Raw genomic sequence first — 20249 nt, 5'->3', positions numbered from 1 at the left:
TTTTCTTTCCAGACCGATCAACCGCGCGGCAGCAGTTCCGTCAATTCCGGATGCACTTCCTGAAAGCGCTTCATCCAGCGCTTGAGCTTGGGACGGTTACGTTCCCATTTGCCCTCGAAGCGCAACGCCAGATAGCCCAGCGTGGCGGCGACAGCGATATGACCGCCATGCAGCTTGCCCGCCAGACGTGGCGGTGCTTCGTTCAGAAGATCGAGTGCACGTTCAGCCTTGCGCCATTGCAGGTCGAGCCAGGGCTGATGAATCTTTTCTTCGGGACGCATACGGCGTTCATAGACATGTGCCAGAAGCACGTCGCAGAGACCGTCGGCGATGGCTTCATAGCGCTCTGCATCGGTGCGCTTTTCGGCATTACGCGGGAAGAGCTTGTTACCCGAAACCCGGTTCAGATATTGGATGATTGCACGGCTGTCGAAAACCGATTTGCCATCATCCGTCACCAGCGTCGGAATTTTTCCGAGTGGATTGGCATGGATGAGGTTCTCGGGTTCCGCCGAGGTGTTGACGACGACGCTTTCAAACGGAATGCCAGCATAGTGGGCGGCCATGCGCACCTTCGCGCTGTAGGGCGAAGCAGGCGAATAGAGTATCTGTGTCATCGTTCGTTCCTAAACCGGATATGTAAAGTTTATTGCGTGGCGGGCATCATGACGGAACGGCTTCGGCAAGCATTGGCATCGACCTGACCGCAAGCGCGGTATTGCAGGTCTTTTGTCATGCAGATGCGAACTTCCTGAAGATAGTTCCGCTTGCAGCTTATCGAAATTCCGTCCGGCTTCATGCCGGGATTGGCTGCGATAAAGGCTTTTTCGACGAGAAGGGGATCAACACGCCGGCCACTCGCCAGATTGCGCAGGCTGGGCGGAATGTTGACCTGATCGAAAGCGTTACGCAGCGTTGAGAAATATTCGTCCTGCGACAGGCCCGAACAACTGCCGTGTTTGCGCCATTGATAAGCGACAAGACCGGCAGAAGGCATGATATCCGACAGGCGGGAAATGATTGGACGAGGCACATAGCTGCCCCGACTGCGGGCATTGTCGAACTGGCAGTTCGCCGGATAGCCCCATTCGTTCTGTGGCCAGAGACCGTGCACCACGAAACCGAAAGGACGGTTGGTTCCACATTGCTGCTTGTTGGCGCGGGGGCCTTCGGAGGCACAATAGCTCGGCGACCAGGAGAGGGCGAGGACGTAGAAGTCGAACTCGCCCGCAACGTCATCAGCATGGCTTGGTGCGACTGCCAAAACACTCGCAACTGCCGCTGCGAGCAACGTAAACGCAGCTGCACCAAAATTCCGCAGCATATGCCCTCCACTCAATCGTTGCTCAAGGCTTCAGTGTCTGAATCAAAAAGCGACAGGCCGAGGCGAAAATGGTGATTTTCGAGTACCGGAGCGGAGCGTACTTAAAGGTACGTGAGCACCGGAACGCAGACAAATTGCCATTTGCAGACCGGCATGGCGACTTTTGGAGCAGACACTAGTGGATTGAATTTGACGTTTGATACCCGTCCGATATAAATCTCGTTTCAAACGTCAAATTCGAAAAATCCACTAGATTCATAAAGTTACTAGTGGTCTTTTGATTCCGACATTTGCTCAGTGCTCATATCCGAGGGATGCAAATGTCGGAATCAGACCACTAGCGAAGAACGCGGCAGCTCGCGTCGTACACATACCAGCGGTCGAAACCATCGACGCAGAATTCGACGTTGCGGCCCATCGAGGCAAAGCCCTGACCTTCTTCGACCATATACCAGACCGAACGGTACTGACCGTCGGTCAGAACGGCGGTTGCCTTGCAATAGGTACGTTCGATCTGGGCCGGATTGGTCTTCGGCTCATAGCGTGTCAGCTGAACATCGCTCATCGCCGAAATACCGACCTGCGGCAGGTTCGGGACATGACGTACCTGATAGCCAAAATCGGAAACCACCGAGCGCAAAACGCTCTGCTGGCTGCAAGCGCCTGCATCGGCAACGCCTGCTGGAGCAGGAGTGAGATAGTCTGCGGCACTGGCCGGCAGAGACACAAGCGTCAGGGGAAGGACAGACGCAGCAAACAGGGCTGCGCGTGAATACTGTCCGATACGTTCCAGGGTTCGTTGCATATCTCTGTCCTGTCCCAAATTGCGAGCTCGCACCCGCTCTAATCTGTGATAGCCGAAGCGTTGAGGCGCAGTTTCTGTCAGCAATTCGCGCGGGTCAAGTGCGATCCGTCTCGCTGCGCACCCACTTGATGCTGAAATTGCTCCCTTTTTCCTCGGCTAGAAGCTTGGTAAGGCAGGGAAGCAGGGTTTGCATCTCACTTTCGAGTGTATAGGGCGGATTAACGACAATCATGCCGGTGCCATCCAGGCGTGGTTCAGCGGACGGTGCACGAATCGCAAGCTCAATCTGCATGATCTTTGGAATGCCGGTTTCCCGCAGCTGCCGGGTGAACTGTTCTGTGTCCTTGCGATCTTTCACCGGATACCACAGTGCATAGATGCCGCCGCCGAAGCGCTTGTAGGCCTTGGCCAGACCGTCGACCAGACGATCGAATTCGCCATCCTTTTCAAAAGGCGGGTCGACCAGAACCATGCCGCGTTTTTCTTTGGGCGGAAGGTGGGCGCCCAGCGCAAGCCAGCCGTCGAGCTCCGTCACGCGGACCTGATAATCACCGTCAAAAAGTTTCGCCAGCTTGGTGGAGTCCTGCGGATGCAGTTCCAGTGCGGACAGGCGATCCTGCTTGCGCAGCAAATGCCGGACGACAAGCGGCGAACCCGGATAATGGCGAAGCTTTTCACCGTTGTTGACCGCACGGACAGCGGCGAGATAGGGCTCCAGAAGTTCAAGCGCGGGCTGCTCGATCTGCCCTTTCTTCACCGCGTCCATGATGCGGTCGATACCGCCCGTCCACTCGCCGGTTTTGCCTGCTTCGATACCCTTCAGGTCGTAGAGGCCAATGCCTGCATGGGTGTCGATGACGCGAAAGGCTTGATCCTTGCGTTTCAGATACTCGACGAGGCGCGTCAGGATGACGTGCTTGACGACATCCGCAAAATTTCCGGCGTGATAGGCGTGACGATAATTCATGGTTGCGCTTGTTTCATGTCGGCCAGTTTTCGGCAAGAGGCAGTGATATCCAAAAAGACCCCGGTCTGCGTCGTTCCTGCAATATCTCTCCTGTCACAAATGTGACATACAACTTTCATCATCCGCTCCGTAGCTTTGAGTCGAGTCCCGAAATGTCTGGTGGCGTCCTTCTGATCGTCCTCTTTGGCGCGTTTCTCCACGCGAGCTGGAACGCAATTGTAAAGGGAAGCGGAGACAAGTTCTTCGGCGCAGCCAGTGTAACCGGTGCAGCCGGTTTGATTGCTCTTTTTATCCTGCCATTCTTGCCACTGCCGAACCCGGCAAGCTGGGGCTACATAGTTGCTTCAACCGTCACACAGGTATTCTACATGTCGCTCGTGGCCGCGGCTTATAAATCGGGAGACATGAGCGAAGCCTATCCGATTATGCGCGGCACGCCGCCCTTGCTGGTGGCGTTGGTGAGCGCCCCCTTGGTCGGCGAGGTTATGGGCTGGCAAAGCTGGCTTGGGATCGTGCTGATCTGTTCCGGTGTTCTTGCGATGGCGCTGGATGCCCGCCGCAGAAATCGTGGCGCCTCAAGTCGCACGGCGTTGCTTGCGCTCGCGAATGCGGGCTTCATCGCAAGCTATACGATCATTGATGGCCTCGGTGTTCGTGTCTCGGGCGCACCGATTTCCTATACGCTGTGGCTATTCCTGATGAACGCCATGCCGCTGGCAGGTTGGGCTCTTTATCGTGAACCGAACAGGTTTATCCAATATCTGCGCAATCACTGGCGACCGGCCATGATTGGCGGTGTCGGAACCCTCGGTTCTTACGGATTGGCACTTTGGGCGATGACCATGGCTCCGATTGCCGTTGTGGCGGCGCTTCGCGAAACGGCTATCCTCTTCGGCGTACTCATCTCGGCTGTGGTGTTGAAGGAAAAGGTTGGCTTGCCGCGTTTCATCGCTGCCGGTCTTATTGTTCTTGGTGCGATTTCGCTCCGCCTGTCGTGAAAATTTATTTCGTCACAGTGACAATCTTCCGGCAGAAATTCGTTTCTGCGCGAAGTGGCTTGAGATAATAAAGTAACATGAACCAGCACGCTCCCATCTCGAACATCAAAACAGGTCATTCGGCTTGCCCGCACGACTGCCCGTCAACTTGCGCACTCGATGTCGAAATTCTCGATGAGCGCACGATTGGGCGCGTGCGCGGCGCAAAGGACAATAGCTACACGGCTGGCGTCATCTGCGCCAAGGTGGCGCGCTATGCCGAGCGGGTTCATCATCCTGACCGCCTCAAGCATCCGCTGGTCCGTGCCGGTGCGAAAGGTGAGGGGCAATGGAAGGAAGCTTCATGGGAAGCCGCACTTGATCTCATTGCCGAACGGTTCCTGAAAGCCGAGCGCGATTATGGCAGCGAGAGCGTCTGGCCCTATTACTATGCGGGCACCATGGGGCTGGTACAGCGCGACTCGATCAATCGCCTGCGCTTTGCCAAGCGCTATTCCAATCAGTTTGATAGTTTCTGCACCAATATGGCCTGGACTGGCTATTTTGCGGGAACAGGAAGCCTGACCGGTCCCGATCCGCGTGAAATGGCAAAGGCAGATGTGGTGGTGATCTGGGGCACCAATGCCGCCGCCACGCAGGTCAATGTGATGACCCACGCGGTTCGGGCGCGAAAGGAACGCGGCGCAAAGATCGTCGTCATCGATGTTTACGCCAATGCGACCGTCCGGCAGGCGGATATGGGCATTGTGCTGAAACCGGGTACGGATGGCGCCTTTGCCTGCGCGGTCATGCATGTGCTGTTCCGTGATGGCCTTGCAGACTGGGATTATCTGGAGCGCTACACCGATGATCCGAAAGGACTGGAAGCGCATCTTCAGACCCGCACACCGGAATGGGCAGCCGCTATTACCGGCCTGTCCGTCGAAGAGATCGAGGCATTCGCCCATCTCGTCGGCAAGACCAAGCGCACCTATTTCCGTCTCGGCTATGGTTTCACCCGCCAGCGCAACGGCGCGGTGAACATGCACGCAGCTTCTTCGATTGCCTGTGTGACAGGCGCTTTCCTTTATGAAGGCGGTGGTGCATTCCACTCGAACTCCGGCATCTTCAAGATGGACAAGCGCGAGATCGAAGGTCGCGCCATGCAGGATGTAGGTCTTCGTTTTCTCGATCAGTCGAAGATCGGTCGTATTCTCACCGGTGACAGTGAGGCTCTTTATGGCGGCCCACCCGTCATGGCGATGCTGATCCAGAACACCAACCCGATGAATGTGACACCGGAACAGAGGCTGGTTCGCAAAGGTTTCGCGCGCGAGGATCTTTTCGTTGCAGTGCACGAACAGTTCATGACCGATACGGCGAAGATGGCCGATGTCGTCCTGCCTGCGACGACATTCCTTGAGCATGACGATATCTATCGCGGCGGTGGGCAGCAGCATGTGGTTCTGGGGCCGAAGCTGATCGAGCCTCTCGCCGATGCGCGTCCGAATATCTTCGTTATCAACGAACTGGCAAAGCGCCTCGGCGTTGGCGATCTGCCGGGCTTCGATTTGGATGAACGCACGCTGATCGACAATATGAACGCCAATAGCGACCTGCCGCAATTCGACGAATTGAAGGAAAAGCGCTTTGTCGATCTGCAGCCACCCTTCGAAGAAGCGCATTATATCAATGGCTTCAAATGGCCGGATGGCAAATTCCGCTTTCGTCCTGACTGGACCGGAAGCCCGTCGCCGAACAAGCCGCCGGAAGTCATGGGGCTGCAGGGCCCCTTCCAGTCGATACCGGAATTTCCGGACCATTGGGAAGTGATCGAAACGGCGGATGCCGAGCATCCATTCCGGATGACGACCTCACCGGCGCATAATTTCCTGAATTCGACCTTTGCCGAGACGCCCACGTCGCTTGCCAAGGAAATCCGGCCTGAACTGCTTATCCATCCCGACGATGCGGCTGAGCTTGGCATCGAGAATGGCGAGCGGATCGAGATAGGCAATCATCGCGGCGAGCTGGTGCTTCATGCCGTGCTGCGTGCCGGGCAAAAGCGTGGTGTTGTGGTGTCGGAGGGCATTTTCCCGAACTCGACATTCGAGCGCGGCGAGGGGATCAATATATTGATCGGCGCTGAACCTGCCGCACCCTATGGCGGGCTGGCGGTGCATGATACCAAGATCTGGATTCGAAAAATAAACTCATAAATATTTATCCAACAACGCCGGGGCGCATATATAAACTATATATGCGCCCCGGCGTTGTTGTTTATTCGCGCTGCTCGTTAGCCAGCGTAACGCAGTTTCAGCTTGGAAACACCCACAGCTGCATTCAGGCCGCGCTGGCCCTGAAGCGAGATCGGCTGAAGCGAAATCGTCTTCCACGAACCGCCGGTCAGGATGTTGGTGCCGAAGCCGACGCCGATCGCTGCATTGGCAGATGCGCCGACATAACGGCCCTGAAGAGCGCCCTCGGGACGAACGGTGGGAGCCCAGACGGCCCAGGCGACACGACCGCCATTGATGAAGCCGACATCGATGCCGAGCTTGGTAATCGTCCCTGTATAACGTTCAGCTGGACCACGTCCACGGGCTGGGCTGAATACGCAGTCCACATCCTGCTGGCTGCCGATGATGACGCCGATGGCAGGGGAGATATCGCAGGACAGCGTGCCGACTTCCGAGCGCGGCTGGGTGCGACCCGAAGCGGGAGGAGCTACGTAGTCGGCAGCAATGGCTGGAGCCGTGACCGCAATGCCTGAAATGACGGCCATTGCCGAAAGGAAGGAAGTCGAAAAACGGAGAGACATGTCCTTGTCCTCTTCTAAAACACACATTGAAAGAGACGCTTACACGTCCCTTAACGAGATTTGCCGAAGCAAGTTCCGTTACGAAGGGGAATTAGAGCTTTTTGCGGGAAATTAAAGTTTTATTAACAAAAAACTTCGTCTGTGATTAATTTGCCGCGGTTGAACATGGAAAGAGCGCCATCAGGCGCTCAAAACCATCGCATCGGCCATATCCGGCTGGCCGTTTTGCTCATCGGCAAATTTACGTAGGGCCAGCGCATAAAGTTGATGTTCGGCTTTGAGAACGCGGGCTGCGAGCGCTTCGGCATCGTCACCAGCGAGCACCGGAACTGCCGCTTGTGCGAGAATCGGACCTTCATCCATTCCTTCCGTGACCAGATGAACGGTGCAGCCTGCGACTTTCATGCCTGCATCCAATGCCCGCTGATGGGTGTGTAGCCCAGGGAAAAGCGGGAGCAGGGAGGGATGAATATTGAGGATGCGGCCTTCATAGGGAACAATAAAGCGGCCCGACAAGAGGCGCATATAGCCGGCAAGGCAGATCATATCCGGTTTCAACGCGGCGAGCGCGTCCAGAATGGCATCTTCATGCTCATCCTTCGAGGCAAAGTCCTTGCGCTTGAAAACCTGTGTGGCGATACCGGCAGCCTTTGCCTTGGCAAGGCCGCCAGCTTCTTCCTTGTCGGAAAAGACCGCCACCACTTCCGCCGGAAAATCGGCGGCTTGCGCAGCGCGGATCAACGCCTCCATATTGGAGCCGCCGCCCGAAATGAAGATGACGACCCGCTTGCGGCTCATAGGGAAAGCGTACCCTTATAGACGACGCCGTCCTTGTCACGCTTCACCATCTGGCCGAGCGTGACAACCTTTTCGCCTTCAGCGGCAAGGGCAGCCACGACTTCCTCGACCTTTTCAGGCTTCACGACGGCAATCATGCCGATGCCGCAATTGAATGTGCGCAGCATTTCGTTCGGCTCGACGCCGCCCGTCTTGGCAAGCCAGGAGAAGACCGCCGGAACGGAAATCGACTCAAGATCGATTTCGGCAGCGAGACCTTCCGGCAGGACGCGCGGAATATTGTCGGGAAAACCGCCGCCGGTGATGTGGGCCAGCGCCTTGATGCCGTCCGAAGCGCGGATCGCGGCAAGAAGAGGCTTCACATAAATGCGTGTCGGGGTCAGCAGCGCTTCGCCGAGCGTCGCGCCCGGCTGGAACGGGGCATCGGACTTCCAGCCAAGGCCGGAGAGTTCGACGATGCGGCGCACCAGAGAAAATCCGTTGGAATGCACACCGGACGAAGCAAGGCCGAGTATGACATCACCTTCGGCAATGTCGCCACGCGGCAGCAGACGGTCGCGTTCAGCCGCACCAACCGCGAAACCGGCAAGATCATAATCGCCGTCGCGATACATGCCGGGCATTTCAGCGGTTTCACCGCCGATCAGTGCGCTACCGGCTTGTCGGCATCCTTCTGCGATACCCGCAACGATATCGACACCCTGATCCGGCGAAAGCTTGCCCGTCGCAAAATAGTCGAGGAAGAAAAGCGGTTCAGCACCCTGAACGACGAGATCGTTGACGCACATGGCAACAAGATCAATGCCCACCGTGTCGTGCTTGTCGGCATCGATGGCGATCTTCAGCTTGGTGCCGACACCGTCATTGGCGGCAACGAGTACCGGATCCTTGAAGCCAGCAGCCTTGAGGTCGAACAGCCCGCCAAAGCCGCCAATCTCGCCATCCGCACCGGGGCGGCGCGTGGAGCGCACGAGCGGCTTGATCTTCTCGACCATCAGATTACCAGCATCGATGTCGACACCAGCCTGCGCATAGGTCAGGCCGTTCTGGCCAACAGGCTTATCGGCGGGCTTATTTTCCATGGTCATGGCCTGCTCCTGAAATTGGGTGCTTATCCACGCAGCTGTTTAATGCATTTTCGGCAAAAGCGTGTAACGGTTTTGCTCAAGAAAAATGCGATAAACAGAGAATGTGCGCGCAATGGCACGAGACGGCGCTGCCTGCAAGGCCACAAAGCTCGAAAAGAGCGAAACAGTGCAGGATTCTGCCTGAAATCGTAAAGCACTGTCCATAACTCGATAGAAGGTTGTGTTTCGTCAGGCTTTTCGCACAGACATTGCAATCCTCAGTAACCGTTCTAACTTGTTCCCGTTCGCACTAAGATATCCGTAACGCCATTCTGCTATCAGGACTGGCTCTATCCAATACGTTTCCTGGAAATAGATGCACATGGTCAAGAAACCGACACCCACGCGCACGAGCGCCAGCCGAACGATCCGTCAGTCGGAAGCGACAGTTCGTGATGGCGACATTCACGTCAATGTGGAAGTCGGCGCGCTGACCGGCTCTTCGGTGCGCCGTCAGGCGATGTTCTGGGTGGGGACCGTCGCGGTCTTCGTTCTGTTCCTGATCGTATTCAGTTCAGTGCTGTTGCCTTTTGTTGCGGGCATGGCGCTGGCCTATTTCCTCGACCCTGTCGCAGACAGGCTGGAACGTTTCGGCTTGTCCCGGCTTACGGCCACAATCGTCATCCTGCTCATCTTCCTGATGGCGCTGGTAGTCGGCCTGATGATTATTGTGCCGATCTTGGCAACCCAGCTAGCCGACTTCATTTCTAAAATTCCAGACTACATCACACAACTTCAGTCGCTTCTGGCAAACGAAGATTCGCAATGGCTGAAGAAATATATCGGTATTGACAGTTCGGTCATTCAGCAGAATCTGAGTTCTCTGCTCCAGCAGGGCGCCGGGTTCATGTCGACCTTGCTTCAATCCCTGTGGAATTCGGGGAAATCGCTGATCGATATTGCGGGCCTTTTCGTCGTCACGCCGGTGGTCGCTTTCTATATGCTGTTGGACTGGGACCGCATGGTCTCGAGCATCGATTCATGGGTGCCGCGCCGCCAGCTTCACACCGTGCGCCGCATTGCCGCTGAGATGAATGCTGCCGTCGCCGGTTTCATTCGCGGGCAGGGAACGCTCTGTCTCATTCTGGGAACCTATTACGCCATCGGTCTCACGCTGACCGGGCTTAATTTCGGCCTGTTGATCGGCTTTTTTGCCGGTCTCATCAGCTTTATTCCCTATATCGGTTCCTTTGTCGGCCTGGCGCTTGCCATCGGTGTGGCGCTGGTGCAGTTCTGGCCTGATTGGATCATGATCTGTGCCGTCGCGGGTGTGTTTTTCCTTGGTCAGTTTGTGGAAGGAAACATCCTCCAGCCGAAGCTCGTCGGCTCGTCCGTGGGGCTTCATCCGGTCTGGCTTATGTTCGCTCTTTTTGCCTTCGGTTCGCTGTTCGGATTTACAGGAATGCTGGTGGCAGTGCCCGCAGCGGCTGCAGTCGGGGTGCTTGTGCGGTTCGCATTGAATAGCTATCTCCACTCACCGATGTATGATCCTGCCTACCATCAGCCGAACCCCGACGCCGGGCCGCTGATAGAGGCAGGCGAGAATGCAGGCAAAGAGAAATGAGATTGGGTCGTAACCGGGCAAGGTTTGAAACGGGATTTGCAGGAGGCCGCGATGCGTGAGGCACCGCGCCAGATTCCGTTGAATCTTGAGCATCAGCCCGGTTATCATCGGGAAGACATGATCGTCACGGGCTCCAACCGTGCCGCTGTCGATCTTATCGATCGCTGGCCGAACTGGCTGTCGCCTGTCACGATCCTTGCCGGGCCGACGGGGTCAGGCAAGACGCATCTGGCGGAAATCTGGCGCGCCGGAACAGGTGCGCTTCTGGTAGACCCCACGAACATTACCGAGGAAGCTGTAAACGGCGCTGCCGAATATCCGGTGCTGATCGATGATATTGGTGCTGCTCCTTTCGATGAAACCGGACTTTTCCATCTCATCAACAGCGTCCGGCAGAATGCGGCTCAGGGTCTTGGGCCTTCCCTGCTGATGACCTCCCGTCTGTGGCCAGCCAACTGGAACGTCAAGCTCCCTGATCTTGCCTCGCGTCTCAAGGCCGCAACCGTCGTGGAAATTTCAGAACCGGACGATCTGCTGCTTTCCGGCGTCATTCACAAACTCTTCGCGGACCGGCAGGTAAGCGTCGAGCCGCATGTCGTCGCCTATCTGGTGAGCCGGATCGAGCGCTCGCTTCTGTCTGCGATCCAGATCGTCGACAAGCTTGACCGGGCGGCACTTGAGCAGAAAAGCCGTATCACGCGCACGCTTGCCGCTCAGGTTCTGGCGGGCAGCGAACAGCCGGAACGCTGAGGATGAAGATAGCGGTCACCGGAGCGGGTGGTTTTATCGGAAGCGCACTCACTCAAGTGCTAACCGGGGAAGGGCATGATGTCCTGCCTCTGTCCCGGAATGAACTGTCTGATCCGGATTTTTCAGGTGTGGAAACGGTTGTTCATTGTGCAGCACTTGCTCACCGCACCGGCGCGGAACGACCGGATGCAGATACATTCGATGCGGTCAATCATCGACTGGCCGTGGAACTTGCTGCCAAGGCAAAAGCCGCCGGTGTAAGACGCTTCGTGTTTGTATCTACGATCTATACGATTGCGGGAAACCCATCGCCGCTGACGCCAGACATGCCGCTGAGGCCGCGTGATGATTACGGCCGTGCCAAGGCAAAGGCGGAAGCCGATCTGCGTGAACTCAACGGTATCGAGGTCGTCATTGCACGCCCGGTTCTCGTTTATGGTCCCGGAGCGCGGGCGAACCTGAAAGCCTTGATAAAGCTCTGCGATAGCGGGTTGCCGCTGCCGTTCGGTCTGGCGGACAACAGGCGCAGTTTCGTCTCGCTTGAAAACGTCGCACATGCGCTGACATTCTTAAGCGTTGCGCCTGCAGAAAAAGTTGCAGGGCGGGTGTTTCATCTTGCGGAGCCGCAACCCCGCTCCACAAAAGAGCTCGTGACGAAGCTGCGTGCTGCCTTGGGAAAGCCTGTGCGTCTTGTACCCGTTCCACCGGTCTTTATGCGGGTATTGCTTTCGGCAGTGGGCAAAAGCGGTCTCTACGACCAGCTTTATGGCGATCTGGTCGCGGACAGTTCGTCGCTGATTGAAGCAGGATTCGACTATTTGCCCGGTGACCAGCAACTCGAAGCAATGGCGCGTGGTCTGGATTAGAGCATGTCTCCCAAAAGTGGGAACCGGTTTTGGGATAAAGACATGCGTAAAAACAAAGAGATAGAGCGGTTCCAGCGACTCCGTTTTAACCGGAACCGCTCTAGTTTTTCTGGCCGATAGCTTTGGGCGGCTCCATGCGCGAATGCGCTGGATTTGGAGCCTGTTTCGGTGCGGCTGCCGTTGCAGTTTGCGTCTTCCTGGTAACCGAGCCGGTGATCAGGCTTGCGCTGTCAGGCTTGTTGCGTCCACCGATAAGCTGATCTTCATGCACCCAGCCGATCATGTTCGTCTTCGGGACGATCACGCGATGCCAGCGTCCGGTCTTTCCATAGGAGCGCATCTCACGGCCTTTTTCCACGACGCCGATGGATGGCGACTTGTCCCACGCATTCTTATGGATGGTGAGTCGCGCCTTGGCATAAATCACCGAAGGCGAGCTTGCGGGAGTGTTGACGCCACGCGGCGGCATGGAGCGCAGTGCAGCGGCTGGTGGGGACACGACAACCTGATTTGTGGGGCGGGGCGGGGTGGCGGTCTGGATTGCTGCCTGCTGTACCGGCTTTTGCGGTGCGGGTGCCATAACGGGCGCCGATGGACGCGGCACAGGGCCGACGGCAGCGCCATAATCCTTCGACCACGCCTTGTTCTCGGGGGCCTTGCTTTCGGGTGCTTTGCTGGTGACGGTCGCCTTTGGCTCGGTTCTCGCAGATGACTGTGTGTTCGGCTTGGAAGCGGGGCGCTGGAACAGGGCTGTGATCGCGGCTTGCGGGCTCTTGTGCTGCGAGGTTGCCCACAGGCTGAAAGCACCAAGGCCGAGGATTGCGGCAAGCGCGAGCATGGGAGTGGACGAGCCGGACGACTTGCCCGACGACCTGGCCGAGCGCTTTGTGGAGCGCTTGGGCGTGCGGGTGGTGCGTTTCCGTGCAGCCATCGTCTGTCTCCTGTTCGAATCGCGATGGGGAGACGCTACCAATTGTTCCTTCGCATTTGGTTACCGCAGCATCGGGCGCGAACGGCTGGAACGACGAATCGGAAACAAAAAACGCCGCTTTCGCGGCGTTTCAAGGTGGATTGGTGAAGACTTACTGGTGCCCAGACGTCTTGTCATCGCAAGAGGTCTGGCCTGAAGCCTTCTCCTGCTGCCGTTGGTTGGCTTCGCTTGCTTCAACTGCGTTGCGCAACTCTGCCCATTCGCGTTCATGACGACGATAAAGCTCGTCGGAAACAGTCTGGATACCCATTTCGGTCCTCCGTTTTATCTGGTGCCCCAAATAACATGGCGAAGTCCGAAACGTTGCATCACAAAGCGTAAGCGTTTGAAATCTTAATCGGTTTATATGTTTATAACGTCTTGCCGATTTCAGTTTTCCTGAATGGAAACACCACCTTCTCCGATTTTCATCTCAATCCCTGCGGGTTTGGTCTCTTCGCGATAGACATAAACCGCAAGACCTGCAGCCACGACAATCAGCGCGCCAATAATCAGATAAAGCCCGTTTCTATTCACATTCAGTCTCCAGCTGGTTGATGGTGAAGTGGGAACGTTCGCGCGCGTGATTTGGTTCCGCAGAACATGATGACCACAAAAATGCGCCATCCTGTTTTTATTGAATGGAAAAAACACAAACTGGCAAATTTGCCTCTTGCTTTATCTCTTTGGATTATCTAGTGAAGCCGCACCGCTTGAAAGCGACGGAGCGTAGCGCAGTCTGGTAGCGCACCTGATTTGGGATCAGGGGGTCGCAGGTTCGAATCCTGCCGCTCCGACCATCTTCCCCAAGATTTGAAATGGTCGATATATGAACGCCCCGGCACAGGCTGTGGCGTGCGTCTTTATCGCGTTGACATGCATTCCCGTGTAAACTATTGGCTTGGTGGATTTTCAGCTCCCCCAGCGGGGCAAGAGAGTAGTTCAGGGTTCTTCAAATGGTTGCACGTATTTACCGTCCAGCTAAGACTGCAATGCAGTCCGGTCAGGCTAAGACAGACCAATGGCTTCTGGAATATGAACCGGAAAGCCCGCGTATGGTCGAGCCTTTGATGGGCTACACTTCTTCAGGTGATATGAAGAGCCAGATTCGTCTGTTCTTCGCCACGCAGGAAGAAGCAGTCGATTATGCAAAGCGCAATGGCATCGCCTATCGCATTACGGAACCGAATGAGCCGAAGCGCCGCAAGGTTTCCTACTCGGACAATTTCCGCTTCGACCGGACGATGCCCTGGACGCATTGAGACGCATTGATTGCCTGTTTAGCCTGACACTTGTTTCAGGCCGGGCAATGCGATAATTCGGCAGGGCTTTGCTGGCAAAGCCCTGTGCACATTGAAATATCTTCGATCTTTTTCGAAAGGCGAGGTCCCGTAGCTCAGTTGGATAGAGCGTCAGCCTTCTAAGCTGAATGTCACAGGTTCGAATCCTGTCGGGATCGCCACCCCCCCACGCTTATCGATTATTTCGCCAGATTGCTGTTCTGGCGCTAGCTGTATCAACGCATTTCATCCGCCAACCAGGCGCGGACTGCCTGCACTTTGGGGTGCGCTTCTTTGCTTGGGGCGAATACGAGATCGTAGCCATACTCGACGTCGAGCTGGTATTCCGGGAAGAGCTCAACCAAGCGGCTCGCTGCGAGGTCCTCGGAAATCAGGACGCTCCGGCCAAGGGCTATGCCTTCTCCCCTGATGGCGGCATCAATGGCCATGCTCCCATGGCTGAAACCTTGCCCTCGTGTCTGGATCGCAGGCATTCCCGCCAAAGCGAACCAGTTCTGCCAATTCGCTTTCAAACCGTTTTCGTGAAGAAGCTGGCACTGCAACAGGTCGCGAGGCGAGGATATGACGGCGACACGTTCCAGATACAAGGGCGAGCATACCGGCGATACGGTCTCATTCATGATCCGTTCGGAGGAGGCGCCCGCATAATGCCCGGTCCCGTAGCGTATGGCGGCATCAACTTTCCCGCGCGTGAAGTCGAGGTCGGCGTCGGTCACCTCCAGCTGGATATCGAATTCCGGATAGCGCGCAACCAGACGATGAAGCCGCTGGGTAAGCCACTTGCTGGCAAATGATACGCCCGTGCTTACCACCAGCTGTGTGTCGTCGGATTTCTGTCTCAGGGTTTCGGCTTCTCTCGATAATTCAGCCAGCAGGCGGGTTACCGCGCTGAAGAACAAGGAACCCTCTTCGGTCAGCTCGATCTTTCGGGTCATCCGGTGGAACAGACGGATGCCGAGATCGTCTTCCAGTGTTTTGATCTGACGGCTGACGGCTCCGTGAGTGAGGCATAGTTCTTCCGCAGCCAGCGTCATGCTTAATCTGCGCGCTGTGGCTTCAAAAGCTTTGAGTGTTTGTAGAGGCGGTAATTGCTGCAACATATATGTGAATATAAATCACGCATCGAGTGAAAACAAATCGATTGTCGTCAGATTATGAAAGCCGATAATTGAAGCCTGCGCACATTGAAAAGCAGGAGAATGCGACTCAAAACGTGGTTCTTATTCCCTAAGACATCAATCGACATGCCTTTGGTATTCGGTCTGAATGGAGTCGCAAAGATCACGCATGGCGTGCTGAAAGGCTGGTCAGGATGCCCCATGCCATTTGCGAAAGGTCCTTCATCTGCCATTGGCGCAACGGTTCCCTTCCTCGTCTAGACTGAAACAGCGATGCAATCAGAAGCCACAATGCAACCGGGTGTTGCCTCCTCGTTCAAAAGCCTTTCCGCCATGCTCGGCCTCGCGGTGATGTGGGGCTTGTCCATTCCGGTGACCAAGCTCGGACTCCAGACAATGCCGCCGCTGACGCTGACCGCATTGCGGTTTGGCATAGCTGTTCCGCTTCTGCTGCTCTTCGTTCTGGGCAAACAAAGACTTCCACTCAAGGCTTTTCCCAGACTGGCAGGGTTGGGTGTTCTGGGCATCGGCATTGGTCAGGTTTCACAGACATTGGGTGTTGCCGGCACATCGGCATCAGTCGGAACGATTATTTCCGCTACCATTCCGCTGTTTGTCGTCGTTTTTGCAGCCCTTCGCCTGAAGCAGGCCGTTTCAGGCGTGCAGATGCTCGGACTGTTTGCCGCCTTTGTGGGAATCGGTCTGGTCGCTCTGGAAAAGGGCGATCCGTCTGCGGTTGGAACGCAAAACAGTCTCGTCGGTGCAAGCTTCCTGCTGCTGTCGGCAGTCGCTATCGCCTTCTATTATGTGTGGAGCGTTCAGCTCACGGTTCAGTACGGGACAGCCACAGTTGTCGCATGGAGCACTTTGTTCGGCTTGCTGGCACTCTTGCCGTTTGCCGGATGGGAAATCTCGACCGTCGATTTTCAGCTCAATTATGTTGCAATCGTTTCAGCGATCTATCTCGGCTTCATTGTGAGCGTTGCTGGTTTTTTCCTCTGGCTTCATCTCCTGCGGACGGTTCCGGCCAGAACGGCTGCCAGTGTTCAGTATCTGCAGCCTGTCTTCGGGGTCATGGCTTCGTCGATCATGTTTGGCGATACGATGGGGTGGTATTTCGCTGCCGGTGTCACACTTGTTTTAATCGGCCTGGCACTGACGATCTTCACGAAGCGACAAAGGCAATGAATATCGATATCGGGCCAATTTAAGCTGCAAGAAGGCCAAAAGCACAGGCTCGGTCTTGAGCATATTGCAAAGGCCTGACAGAGGAGCGCGTTATTGCAACCGACATGGAGGCCATCTTGCACAAGCAAACCACGGCACAACTGGCCTTGGGCCTTTTGGATTGGAATCGAAAGCATCTGGCTCAAGGCGGAGCACTTACCGAGGTAATCATAGCGGAGAAATTCGCAGACCAGTTCGTCGTCAAGGCCAATGGACGCGTCCATCCTGCCAATCATGCCAATTATCTGGCCTTTCTGAATGGTTTCCGCAGCACCATCCATTCCATCGACTACGATGTGCAAGACGTTGTGGCGGAAGGAAACTCAGCCGTTCTGGCAATGACCGCTACAGTTGTGCGTCTTGATGAAACGACGGATCAATTCGAAGCGATGCTGCTTTTGAAATTCGATGAAGCTGACCTTGTCACTCTCTGGCACGAAGTTTACCTGAAAACACAATAGGGCGCGGTACGAGGCTTCCAGCAAAGACAGAACGCCGCGAGCACTTCGCGGCGTTTCAATTTCTGTTCGGATGTCCGTTATTGTCCGTGTGGACCGTCGGGAACGCGGTGCCTCATATAGACACGTGGCCGGTCATTCCCGTGCCAACCTGGACGATCACGCCATCCACGGCGATCCCAATGTCTGTCGCGGTAGTAGCGACGATCGCGATACCAATAGTCATCCCGGTCATTGAGAGCAGAGCCTATGGCGACGCCAGCGATAAGCGGAATGCCGATGAGCGCAGCTGTTCGACCGAAATCATCGGAGTAACCACCAGATGTTCCCTCGCGAAATGCCAGATAGCGCGACGATGCCCAGCCATAGGTCGGGCCGTAGCTGACCTGACACCAGCCATAACCGGATGTACAGCCACGCACGGTCAAAGGCGCTCCACTGGGTATGGAACCCAGCGTCGCATAGCGCGTGCCGGGGCCTGTTCGAATATTGAGGTTGGTGGTGGATATGGCGTTCGCCGCCTGCGCTGCGCCCGCCGCAAATACGCCCAAGGCAACAAGCGCGGCTTTGAGAGCAAGCTTCATCGGAGTTCTCCCTGAACTGTCTCTATTGTCTATAAAACGACATCGATGAGCGAAGGTTCCAATCAGGGCAGACAGGTCGTGCGTGCCGAATAACAAAAGCGCCGGAAAACCGGCGCTTTCGAGGATCTTTGCGGATTGCTGGAACTATCGTCTGCAGCGAGCCACATACATGCGGCCATGACGGTCGCGATATTGGCAGTTGCCGTTGCGCAGTTCGCGCACCAGAAGACCACCCAATGCGCCCGCACCTGCGCCGATCAGCGCGCCACGTCCGCCGCCAGCAATGCCGCCAATGATGGCACCTGCGCCGGTGCCGATGGAGATATCCTTTTCGGTGGTCGTGCAGCCCGTTATTGCGAGCAGGGCCACCAATCCAAGCGCCACTTTCCGCATCACTGTCTCCTCCTGAGAAATACCAGACTAAGCTTAAACGATTGATTTCATGATCGGTTGCGTTCGAACCTGCAGGCCCGGACGAAAAATATCACAGATCGAAACAGCGTCAGTGGCGACGATGGCGAAGGATGACCGCAATCGCCAACCCAGCCAGTCCGAACGCGATAACGCCTTGCAGAATGAAAACCCAGTTCATCATGATGTAGTCCTTTGACACTTACCTCATTGAGAGGCGCGTACGAATTTGGGTTCTACCTAGCGCATTTTAGTCGGATGGGAAACGCAAGATAATGGCTTTAAGCTGGAGCGCATCCCGAAAAGTGCGACGCGCCTACACAAGGAAATCAGTTCGCTGGACTGATTTCTGATCCTGTTTCGATTGGACATGGTACGCTTTGATAAAAACTAATCGTATGAAATCATTAAATTTATTTAATGGGAGTATTCACTTGGCGTTCACGTTGGCGAGCGCATTTTCCTTACATCGAATAAACAAAGGAAGCCGATATGAAGCCGATCGTTATTGCTCTTACTGCCTTTTCCTTTCTCGCTGCTCCTGCTGCGATGGCTCAGCCTTATCCGTCGCAACATGGCAAGCCGTCTTACAGCCAGATGCACAAAGGCGGTCCGAAATATGATGCGCGTAAATATGACAATCGCCGTCACCAGAGCTGGAAGAAGGGCAACCGTCTGCCACCAAACTACCGCGGCCACGTCGTGAACAACTATTCTGGCTACAAGCTGCGCAAGCCGCCACGCGGCTATCACTGGGTCAAGGTCAACAACGATTATATGTTGATCAGCATCGCAACCGGTATCATTTCGTCCATCGTGGCGGGCCGGTAAATAATCTGCACAAGAAAGGCGGCCATTGGCCGCCTTTTCCATGTCTGCAATGTCAGTTCTCGGGGCCAAAATATTTGGCTTTCAGCTTGGCGACCTCTTCACTCTCGTGAGCACTGATGATTGCCACGCTGGCGGGTTTGACGAGTTCACTATGGCGCGGAAAGGCAAAACCATACTTGTCCGGGCTGAATACAGTGCCTACCAGATCGACAGGCTGGTCGGCGTGCTGGTGGGCGTAATATTCCAGAACCGGCCCGTCACCGACGATTGCCGCAATTTCATCGCTGACCAGTGCGTTTACCGCTTCGGGCATGTGATCGAAAGGCACTGTCGCGATGGAGCGGGACTTCAGAAACTGTTCAGCGACACTGCCTGCACGAACGCCGACGGATTTTCCCTGCAGGTCGGAAAGGCTCGCAATGCTGTTATCGATATGGGCGACGGTCATGACACTCGTAATTGACGAGGTCATGTAGGCGATTATCGCTATGCCAAATACCATCCAGAATGTCTGCCAGATGCGTCCCATCCAACCGAACAGGTTTTTGCGTGAAGTTTTGCCAGACGTCGCAATGGAAACCACGTGATAGAAACTCTCTGCCAGTCCCTCGCGCCAGCGTTTCGGAAAGCCTTCATCAAAACGCCTGTCGAAGATCGTCAGCAATACCGTGGCCGCAACGAGAATGCCGAGGATCCAGGCATAGGTCGCCAGATGCCCCGCATCATCAAGGCGGCTGATGAGATCGTCCCAGCCGCTTCCTGCCTGGGTATGCACCATGATGCGCAAGCCAGCATTGAACCATGGATGGGTGAAATCCACGATCTCGGCACGCTGTTCCGTGATTGTCAGATTGGTTACGGCGGCTTCGACTTTACCTTCTGACACGGCTTTTACGAGTTCGGTGTAGTTCGGATACTCCACATATTGCGAAGCAAGGTTCATGCGTGCGGCAATATCCTGCCATATATCGATAGCCATGCCGGAATAGGCATTGCCCTGCTTGTTGACGAAAGGCTCACTCACATAAACGCCAACCTGTACCGGCTTGGGTGCTTGCTGCGCATAAGACGCTGACGAGAATGCCACCAAGAGTAGAATTAGAAGATATTTGTATAAACTGCGGTTGAAGAAGCTATTCATTGGCGTCAACGACAAGGCACGTCCCCAAAATTTCCAGTACTTGCGGTAGTCTGGATAAGATCGATATTTTAATTATATTATATTTACTTCAATGGACACCCTTATGTTCCGAGCAATATTATTATTAGTACTTACTAATTTAATTTGTTCTCTGGTCCGGTGGAATATGGAACCGAACGCCCTCCTGTTCAGTTATTGCGGCTAACAAG

At 55.5% G+C, this 20249-nt stretch carries 23 protein-coding genes and 2 tRNA genes; 11 read left to right on the top strand and 14 right to left on the bottom strand.

Going from position 1 to position 20249, the window contains the following annotated elements; all coding sequences use genetic code 11:
- Window positions 1–17: 17 nt before the first annotated feature.
- From OANT_RS13410 to OANT_RS13395, 4 genes are all read right to left on the bottom strand, one after another.
- Window positions 18–617: a glutathione S-transferase gene (locus OANT_RS13410; protein WP_010661684.1), complete on the bottom strand. Its 600-nt coding sequence runs from the start codon at window positions 615–617 to the stop codon at window positions 18–20.
- A gap of 29 nt (window positions 618–646) precedes the next feature.
- Window positions 647–1324, bottom strand: a complete 678-nt coding sequence (locus OANT_RS13405; protein WP_012092380.1) for a ribonuclease T2 family protein — start codon at window positions 1322–1324, stop codon at window positions 647–649.
- A gap of 337 nt (window positions 1325–1661) precedes the next feature.
- Complete coding sequence (locus OANT_RS13400) at window positions 1662–2129, bottom strand: phage portal protein (protein ID WP_010661686.1); 468 nt, start codon at window positions 2127–2129, stop codon at window positions 1662–1664.
- A 94-nt stretch (window positions 2130–2223) separates the two neighbouring features.
- A complete protein-coding gene (locus OANT_RS13395; protein WP_012092379.1) occupies window positions 2224–3096 on the bottom strand; it encodes a 23S rRNA (adenine(2030)-N(6))-methyltransferase RlmJ in 873 nt (290 codons plus the stop codon).
- 152 nt (window positions 3097–3248) lie between these two features.
- On the opposite strand from OANT_RS13395, the gene OANT_RS13390 reads away from it, so the two are divergent.
- Together OANT_RS13390 and OANT_RS13385 are read left to right on the top strand one after the other, a co-directional pair.
- Entirely contained in the window at window positions 3249–4094 is an 846-nt protein-coding gene (locus tag OANT_RS13390) for a DMT family transporter (protein ID WP_010661688.1), read from the top strand.
- A gap of 77 nt (window positions 4095–4171) precedes the next feature.
- Complete coding sequence (locus OANT_RS13385) at window positions 4172–6292, top strand: molybdopterin oxidoreductase family protein (RefSeq protein WP_012092378.1); 2121 nt, start codon at window positions 4172–4174, stop codon at window positions 6290–6292.
- A gap of 77 nt (window positions 6293–6369) precedes the next feature.
- On the opposite strand, the gene OANT_RS13380 is transcribed toward OANT_RS13385, so the two are convergent.
- The 3 genes from OANT_RS13380 to purM form a co-directional block, all read right to left on the bottom strand.
- Complete coding sequence (locus OANT_RS13380) at window positions 6370–6894, bottom strand: DUF992 domain-containing protein (RefSeq protein WP_010661690.1); 525 nt, start codon at window positions 6892–6894, stop codon at window positions 6370–6372.
- A gap of 180 nt (window positions 6895–7074) precedes the next feature.
- Window positions 7075–7692: a phosphoribosylglycinamide formyltransferase gene (purN, locus tag OANT_RS13375; RefSeq protein ID WP_012092377.1), complete on the bottom strand. Its 618-nt coding sequence runs from the start codon at window positions 7690–7692 to the stop codon at window positions 7075–7077.
- Window positions 7689–8780, bottom strand: a complete 1092-nt coding sequence (gene purM, locus OANT_RS13370) for a phosphoribosylformylglycinamidine cyclo-ligase (protein ID WP_012092376.1) — start codon at window positions 8778–8780, stop codon at window positions 7689–7691. Before purM ends, purN begins: the two co-directional genes overlap by 4 nt.
- A gap of 361 nt (window positions 8781–9141) precedes the next feature.
- Here purM and OANT_RS13365 point away from each other — a divergent pair, with 361 nt between their 5' ends.
- The 3 genes from OANT_RS13365 to OANT_RS13355 are packed head-to-tail and all read left to right on the top strand — an operon-like array spanning window position 9142 to window position 11999.
- Window positions 9142–10383: an AI-2E family transporter gene (locus OANT_RS13365; protein WP_172488791.1), complete on the top strand. Its 1242-nt coding sequence runs from the start codon at window positions 9142–9144 to the stop codon at window positions 10381–10383.
- Window positions 10384–10434: 51 nt separating this feature from the next.
- Window positions 10435–11133 carry a DnaA regulatory inactivator HdaA gene (gene hdaA / locus OANT_RS13360; protein WP_012092374.1) on the top strand — a complete coding sequence of 233 codons (699 nt, stop codon included), beginning with the start codon at window positions 10435–10437 and terminating at the stop codon, window positions 11131–11133.
- 2 nt (window positions 11134–11135) lie between these two features.
- The gene (locus OANT_RS13355) at window positions 11136–11999 is read left to right on the top strand and encodes an NAD-dependent epimerase/dehydratase family protein (RefSeq protein WP_012092373.1); all 864 of its coding nucleotides are present in this window, start codon (window positions 11136–11138) and stop codon (window positions 11997–11999) included.
- A 100-nt stretch (window positions 12000–12099) separates the two neighbouring features.
- Here the strand turns inward: OANT_RS13355 and OANT_RS13350 are convergent, their stop codons facing one another.
- From OANT_RS13350 to OANT_RS26900, 3 genes are all read right to left on the bottom strand, one after another.
- Window positions 12100–12930, bottom strand: a complete 831-nt coding sequence (locus tag OANT_RS13350; protein WP_012092372.1) for a hypothetical protein — start codon at window positions 12928–12930, stop codon at window positions 12100–12102.
- A 151-nt stretch (window positions 12931–13081) separates the two neighbouring features.
- The gene (locus OANT_RS26905; protein ID WP_010661697.1) at window positions 13082–13240 is read right to left on the bottom strand and encodes a hypothetical protein; all 159 of its coding nucleotides are present in this window, start codon (window positions 13238–13240) and stop codon (window positions 13082–13084) included.
- Window positions 13241–13359: 119 nt separating this feature from the next.
- Window positions 13360–13506 (bottom strand): hypothetical protein, encoded by a 147-nt coding sequence (locus OANT_RS26900; protein WP_010661698.1) that lies wholly within the window; start codon window positions 13504–13506, stop codon window positions 13360–13362.
- Window positions 13507–13692: 186 nt separating this feature from the next.
- Between OANT_RS26900 and OANT_RS13340 the strand changes: the two genes are divergently transcribed.
- From OANT_RS13340 to OANT_RS13330, 3 genes are all read left to right on the top strand, one after another.
- A tRNA-Pro gene (locus OANT_RS13340) sits at window positions 13693–13769 on the top strand.
- 156 nt (window positions 13770–13925) lie between these two features.
- Window positions 13926–14231 (top strand): ETC complex I subunit, encoded by a 306-nt coding sequence (locus tag OANT_RS13335; RefSeq protein ID WP_010661699.1) that lies wholly within the window; start codon window positions 13926–13928, stop codon window positions 14229–14231.
- A 123-nt stretch (window positions 14232–14354) separates the two neighbouring features.
- Window positions 14355–14431 (top strand) — tRNA-Arg (locus OANT_RS13330).
- A 54-nt stretch (window positions 14432–14485) separates the two neighbouring features.
- Here the strand turns inward: OANT_RS13330 and gcvA are convergent.
- Window positions 14486–15370, bottom strand: coding sequence for a transcriptional regulator GcvA (gene gcvA / locus OANT_RS13325; protein ID WP_012092370.1), 885 nt, complete (start codon window positions 15368–15370; stop codon window positions 14486–14488).
- Between the two features lie 309 nt (window positions 15371–15679).
- Between gcvA and OANT_RS13315 the strand changes: the two genes are divergently transcribed.
- The gene (locus tag OANT_RS13315) at window positions 15680–16576 is read left to right on the top strand and encodes a DMT family transporter (protein WP_235824323.1); all 897 of its coding nucleotides are present in this window, start codon (window positions 15680–15682) and stop codon (window positions 16574–16576) included.
- A gap of 116 nt (window positions 16577–16692) precedes the next feature.
- Entirely contained in the window at window positions 16693–17076 is a 384-nt protein-coding gene (locus tag OANT_RS13310) for a nuclear transport factor 2 family protein (RefSeq protein ID WP_235823003.1), read from the top strand.
- 77 nt (window positions 17077–17153) lie between these two features.
- Here OANT_RS13310 and OANT_RS13305 read toward each other — a convergent pair whose 3' ends face one another.
- Together OANT_RS13305 and OANT_RS13300 are read right to left on the bottom strand one after the other, a co-directional pair.
- A complete protein-coding gene (locus OANT_RS13305) occupies window positions 17154–17657 on the bottom strand; it encodes an SH3 domain-containing protein (RefSeq protein WP_012092367.1) in 504 nt (167 codons plus the stop codon).
- Window positions 17658–17801: 144 nt separating this feature from the next.
- Entirely contained in the window at window positions 17802–18050 is a 249-nt protein-coding gene (locus OANT_RS13300) for a YMGG-like glycine zipper-containing protein (RefSeq protein ID WP_012092366.1), read from the bottom strand.
- A gap of 510 nt (window positions 18051–18560) precedes the next feature.
- On the opposite strand from OANT_RS13300, the gene OANT_RS13295 reads away from it, so the two are divergent.
- On the top strand, window positions 18561–18899 hold the full coding sequence (locus OANT_RS13295) for an RcnB family protein (RefSeq protein ID WP_012092364.1): 339 nt from the start codon (window positions 18561–18563) through the stop codon (window positions 18897–18899).
- A gap of 52 nt (window positions 18900–18951) precedes the next feature.
- Here OANT_RS13295 and OANT_RS13290 read toward each other — a convergent pair whose 3' ends face one another.
- Window positions 18952–20055 carry a transporter substrate-binding domain-containing protein gene (locus tag OANT_RS13290; protein ID WP_012092363.1) on the bottom strand — a complete coding sequence of 368 codons (1104 nt, stop codon included), beginning with the start codon at window positions 20053–20055 and terminating at the stop codon, window positions 18952–18954.
- Window positions 20056–20249 lie beyond the last annotated feature (194 nt).

This window comes from Brucella anthropi ATCC 49188, from assembly GCF_000017405.1.
GTDB lineage: Bacteria > Pseudomonadota > Alphaproteobacteria > Rhizobiales > Rhizobiaceae > Brucella > Brucella anthropi.
Note: the sequence above shows the minus strand (reverse complement) of the source record. Positions and strands in the feature narration are given on the sequence as shown.

What these genes read in the sequence shown, in the direction of transcription:
- OANT_RS13390 (WP_010661688.1), top strand. Translation starts at nt 3,249, where the DNA reads ATGTCTGGTGGCGTCCTTCTGATCGTCCTCTTTGGCGCGTTTCTCCAC.
- OANT_RS26905 (WP_010661697.1), bottom strand. Translation starts at nt 13,240, where the DNA reads ATGGGTATCCAGACTGTTTCCGACGAGCTTTATCGTCGTCATGAACGC.
- OANT_RS13365 (WP_172488791.1), top strand. Translation starts at nt 9,142, where the DNA reads ATGGTCAAGAAACCGACACCCACGCGCACGAGCGCCAGCCGAACGATC.
- OANT_RS13315 (WP_235824323.1), top strand. Translation starts at nt 15,680, where the DNA reads ATGCAACCGGGTGTTGCCTCCTCGTTCAAAAGCCTTTCCGCCATGCTC.
- OANT_RS13350 (WP_012092372.1), bottom strand. Translation starts at nt 12,930, where the DNA reads ATGGCTGCACGGAAACGCACCACCCGCACGCCCAAGCGCTCCACAAAG.
- OANT_RS13400 (WP_010661686.1), bottom strand. Translation starts at nt 2,129, where the DNA reads ATGCAACGAACCCTGGAACGTATCGGACAGTATTCACGCGCAGCCCTG.
- OANT_RS13410 (WP_010661684.1), bottom strand. Translation starts at nt 617, where the DNA reads ATGACACAGATACTCTATTCGCCTGCTTCGCCCTACAGCGCGAAGGTG.
- OANT_RS13380 (WP_010661690.1), bottom strand. Translation starts at nt 6,894, where the DNA reads ATGTCTCTCCGTTTTTCGACTTCCTTCCTTTCGGCAATGGCCGTCATT.
- purM (WP_012092376.1), bottom strand. Translation starts at nt 8,780, where the DNA reads ATGACCATGGAAAATAAGCCCGCCGATAAGCCTGTTGGCCAGAACGGC.
- OANT_RS13385 (WP_012092378.1), top strand. Translation starts at nt 4,172, where the DNA reads ATGAACCAGCACGCTCCCATCTCGAACATCAAAACAGGTCATTCGGCT.
- OANT_RS13335 (WP_010661699.1), top strand. Translation starts at nt 13,926, where the DNA reads ATGGTTGCACGTATTTACCGTCCAGCTAAGACTGCAATGCAGTCCGGT.
- OANT_RS13355 (WP_012092373.1), top strand. Translation starts at nt 11,136, where the DNA reads ATGAAGATAGCGGTCACCGGAGCGGGTGGTTTTATCGGAAGCGCACTC.
- OANT_RS13305 (WP_012092367.1), bottom strand. Translation starts at nt 17,657, where the DNA reads ATGAAGCTTGCTCTCAAAGCCGCGCTTGTTGCCTTGGGCGTATTTGCG.
- OANT_RS13295 (WP_012092364.1), top strand. Translation starts at nt 18,561, where the DNA reads ATGAAGCCGATCGTTATTGCTCTTACTGCCTTTTCCTTTCTCGCTGCT.
- hdaA (WP_012092374.1), top strand. Translation starts at nt 10,435, where the DNA reads ATGCGTGAGGCACCGCGCCAGATTCCGTTGAATCTTGAGCATCAGCCC.
- purN (WP_012092377.1), bottom strand. Translation starts at nt 7,692, where the DNA reads ATGAGCCGCAAGCGGGTCGTCATCTTCATTTCGGGCGGCGGCTCCAAT.
- OANT_RS13395 (WP_012092379.1), bottom strand. Translation starts at nt 3,096, where the DNA reads ATGAATTATCGTCACGCCTATCACGCCGGAAATTTTGCGGATGTCGTC.
- OANT_RS13405 (WP_012092380.1), bottom strand. Translation starts at nt 1,324, where the DNA reads ATGCTGCGGAATTTTGGTGCAGCTGCGTTTACGTTGCTCGCAGCGGCA.
- gcvA (WP_012092370.1), bottom strand. Translation starts at nt 15,370, where the DNA reads ATGTTGCAGCAATTACCGCCTCTACAAACACTCAAAGCTTTTGAAGCC.
- OANT_RS13300 (WP_012092366.1), bottom strand. Translation starts at nt 18,050, where the DNA reads ATGCGGAAAGTGGCGCTTGGATTGGTGGCCCTGCTCGCAATAACGGGC.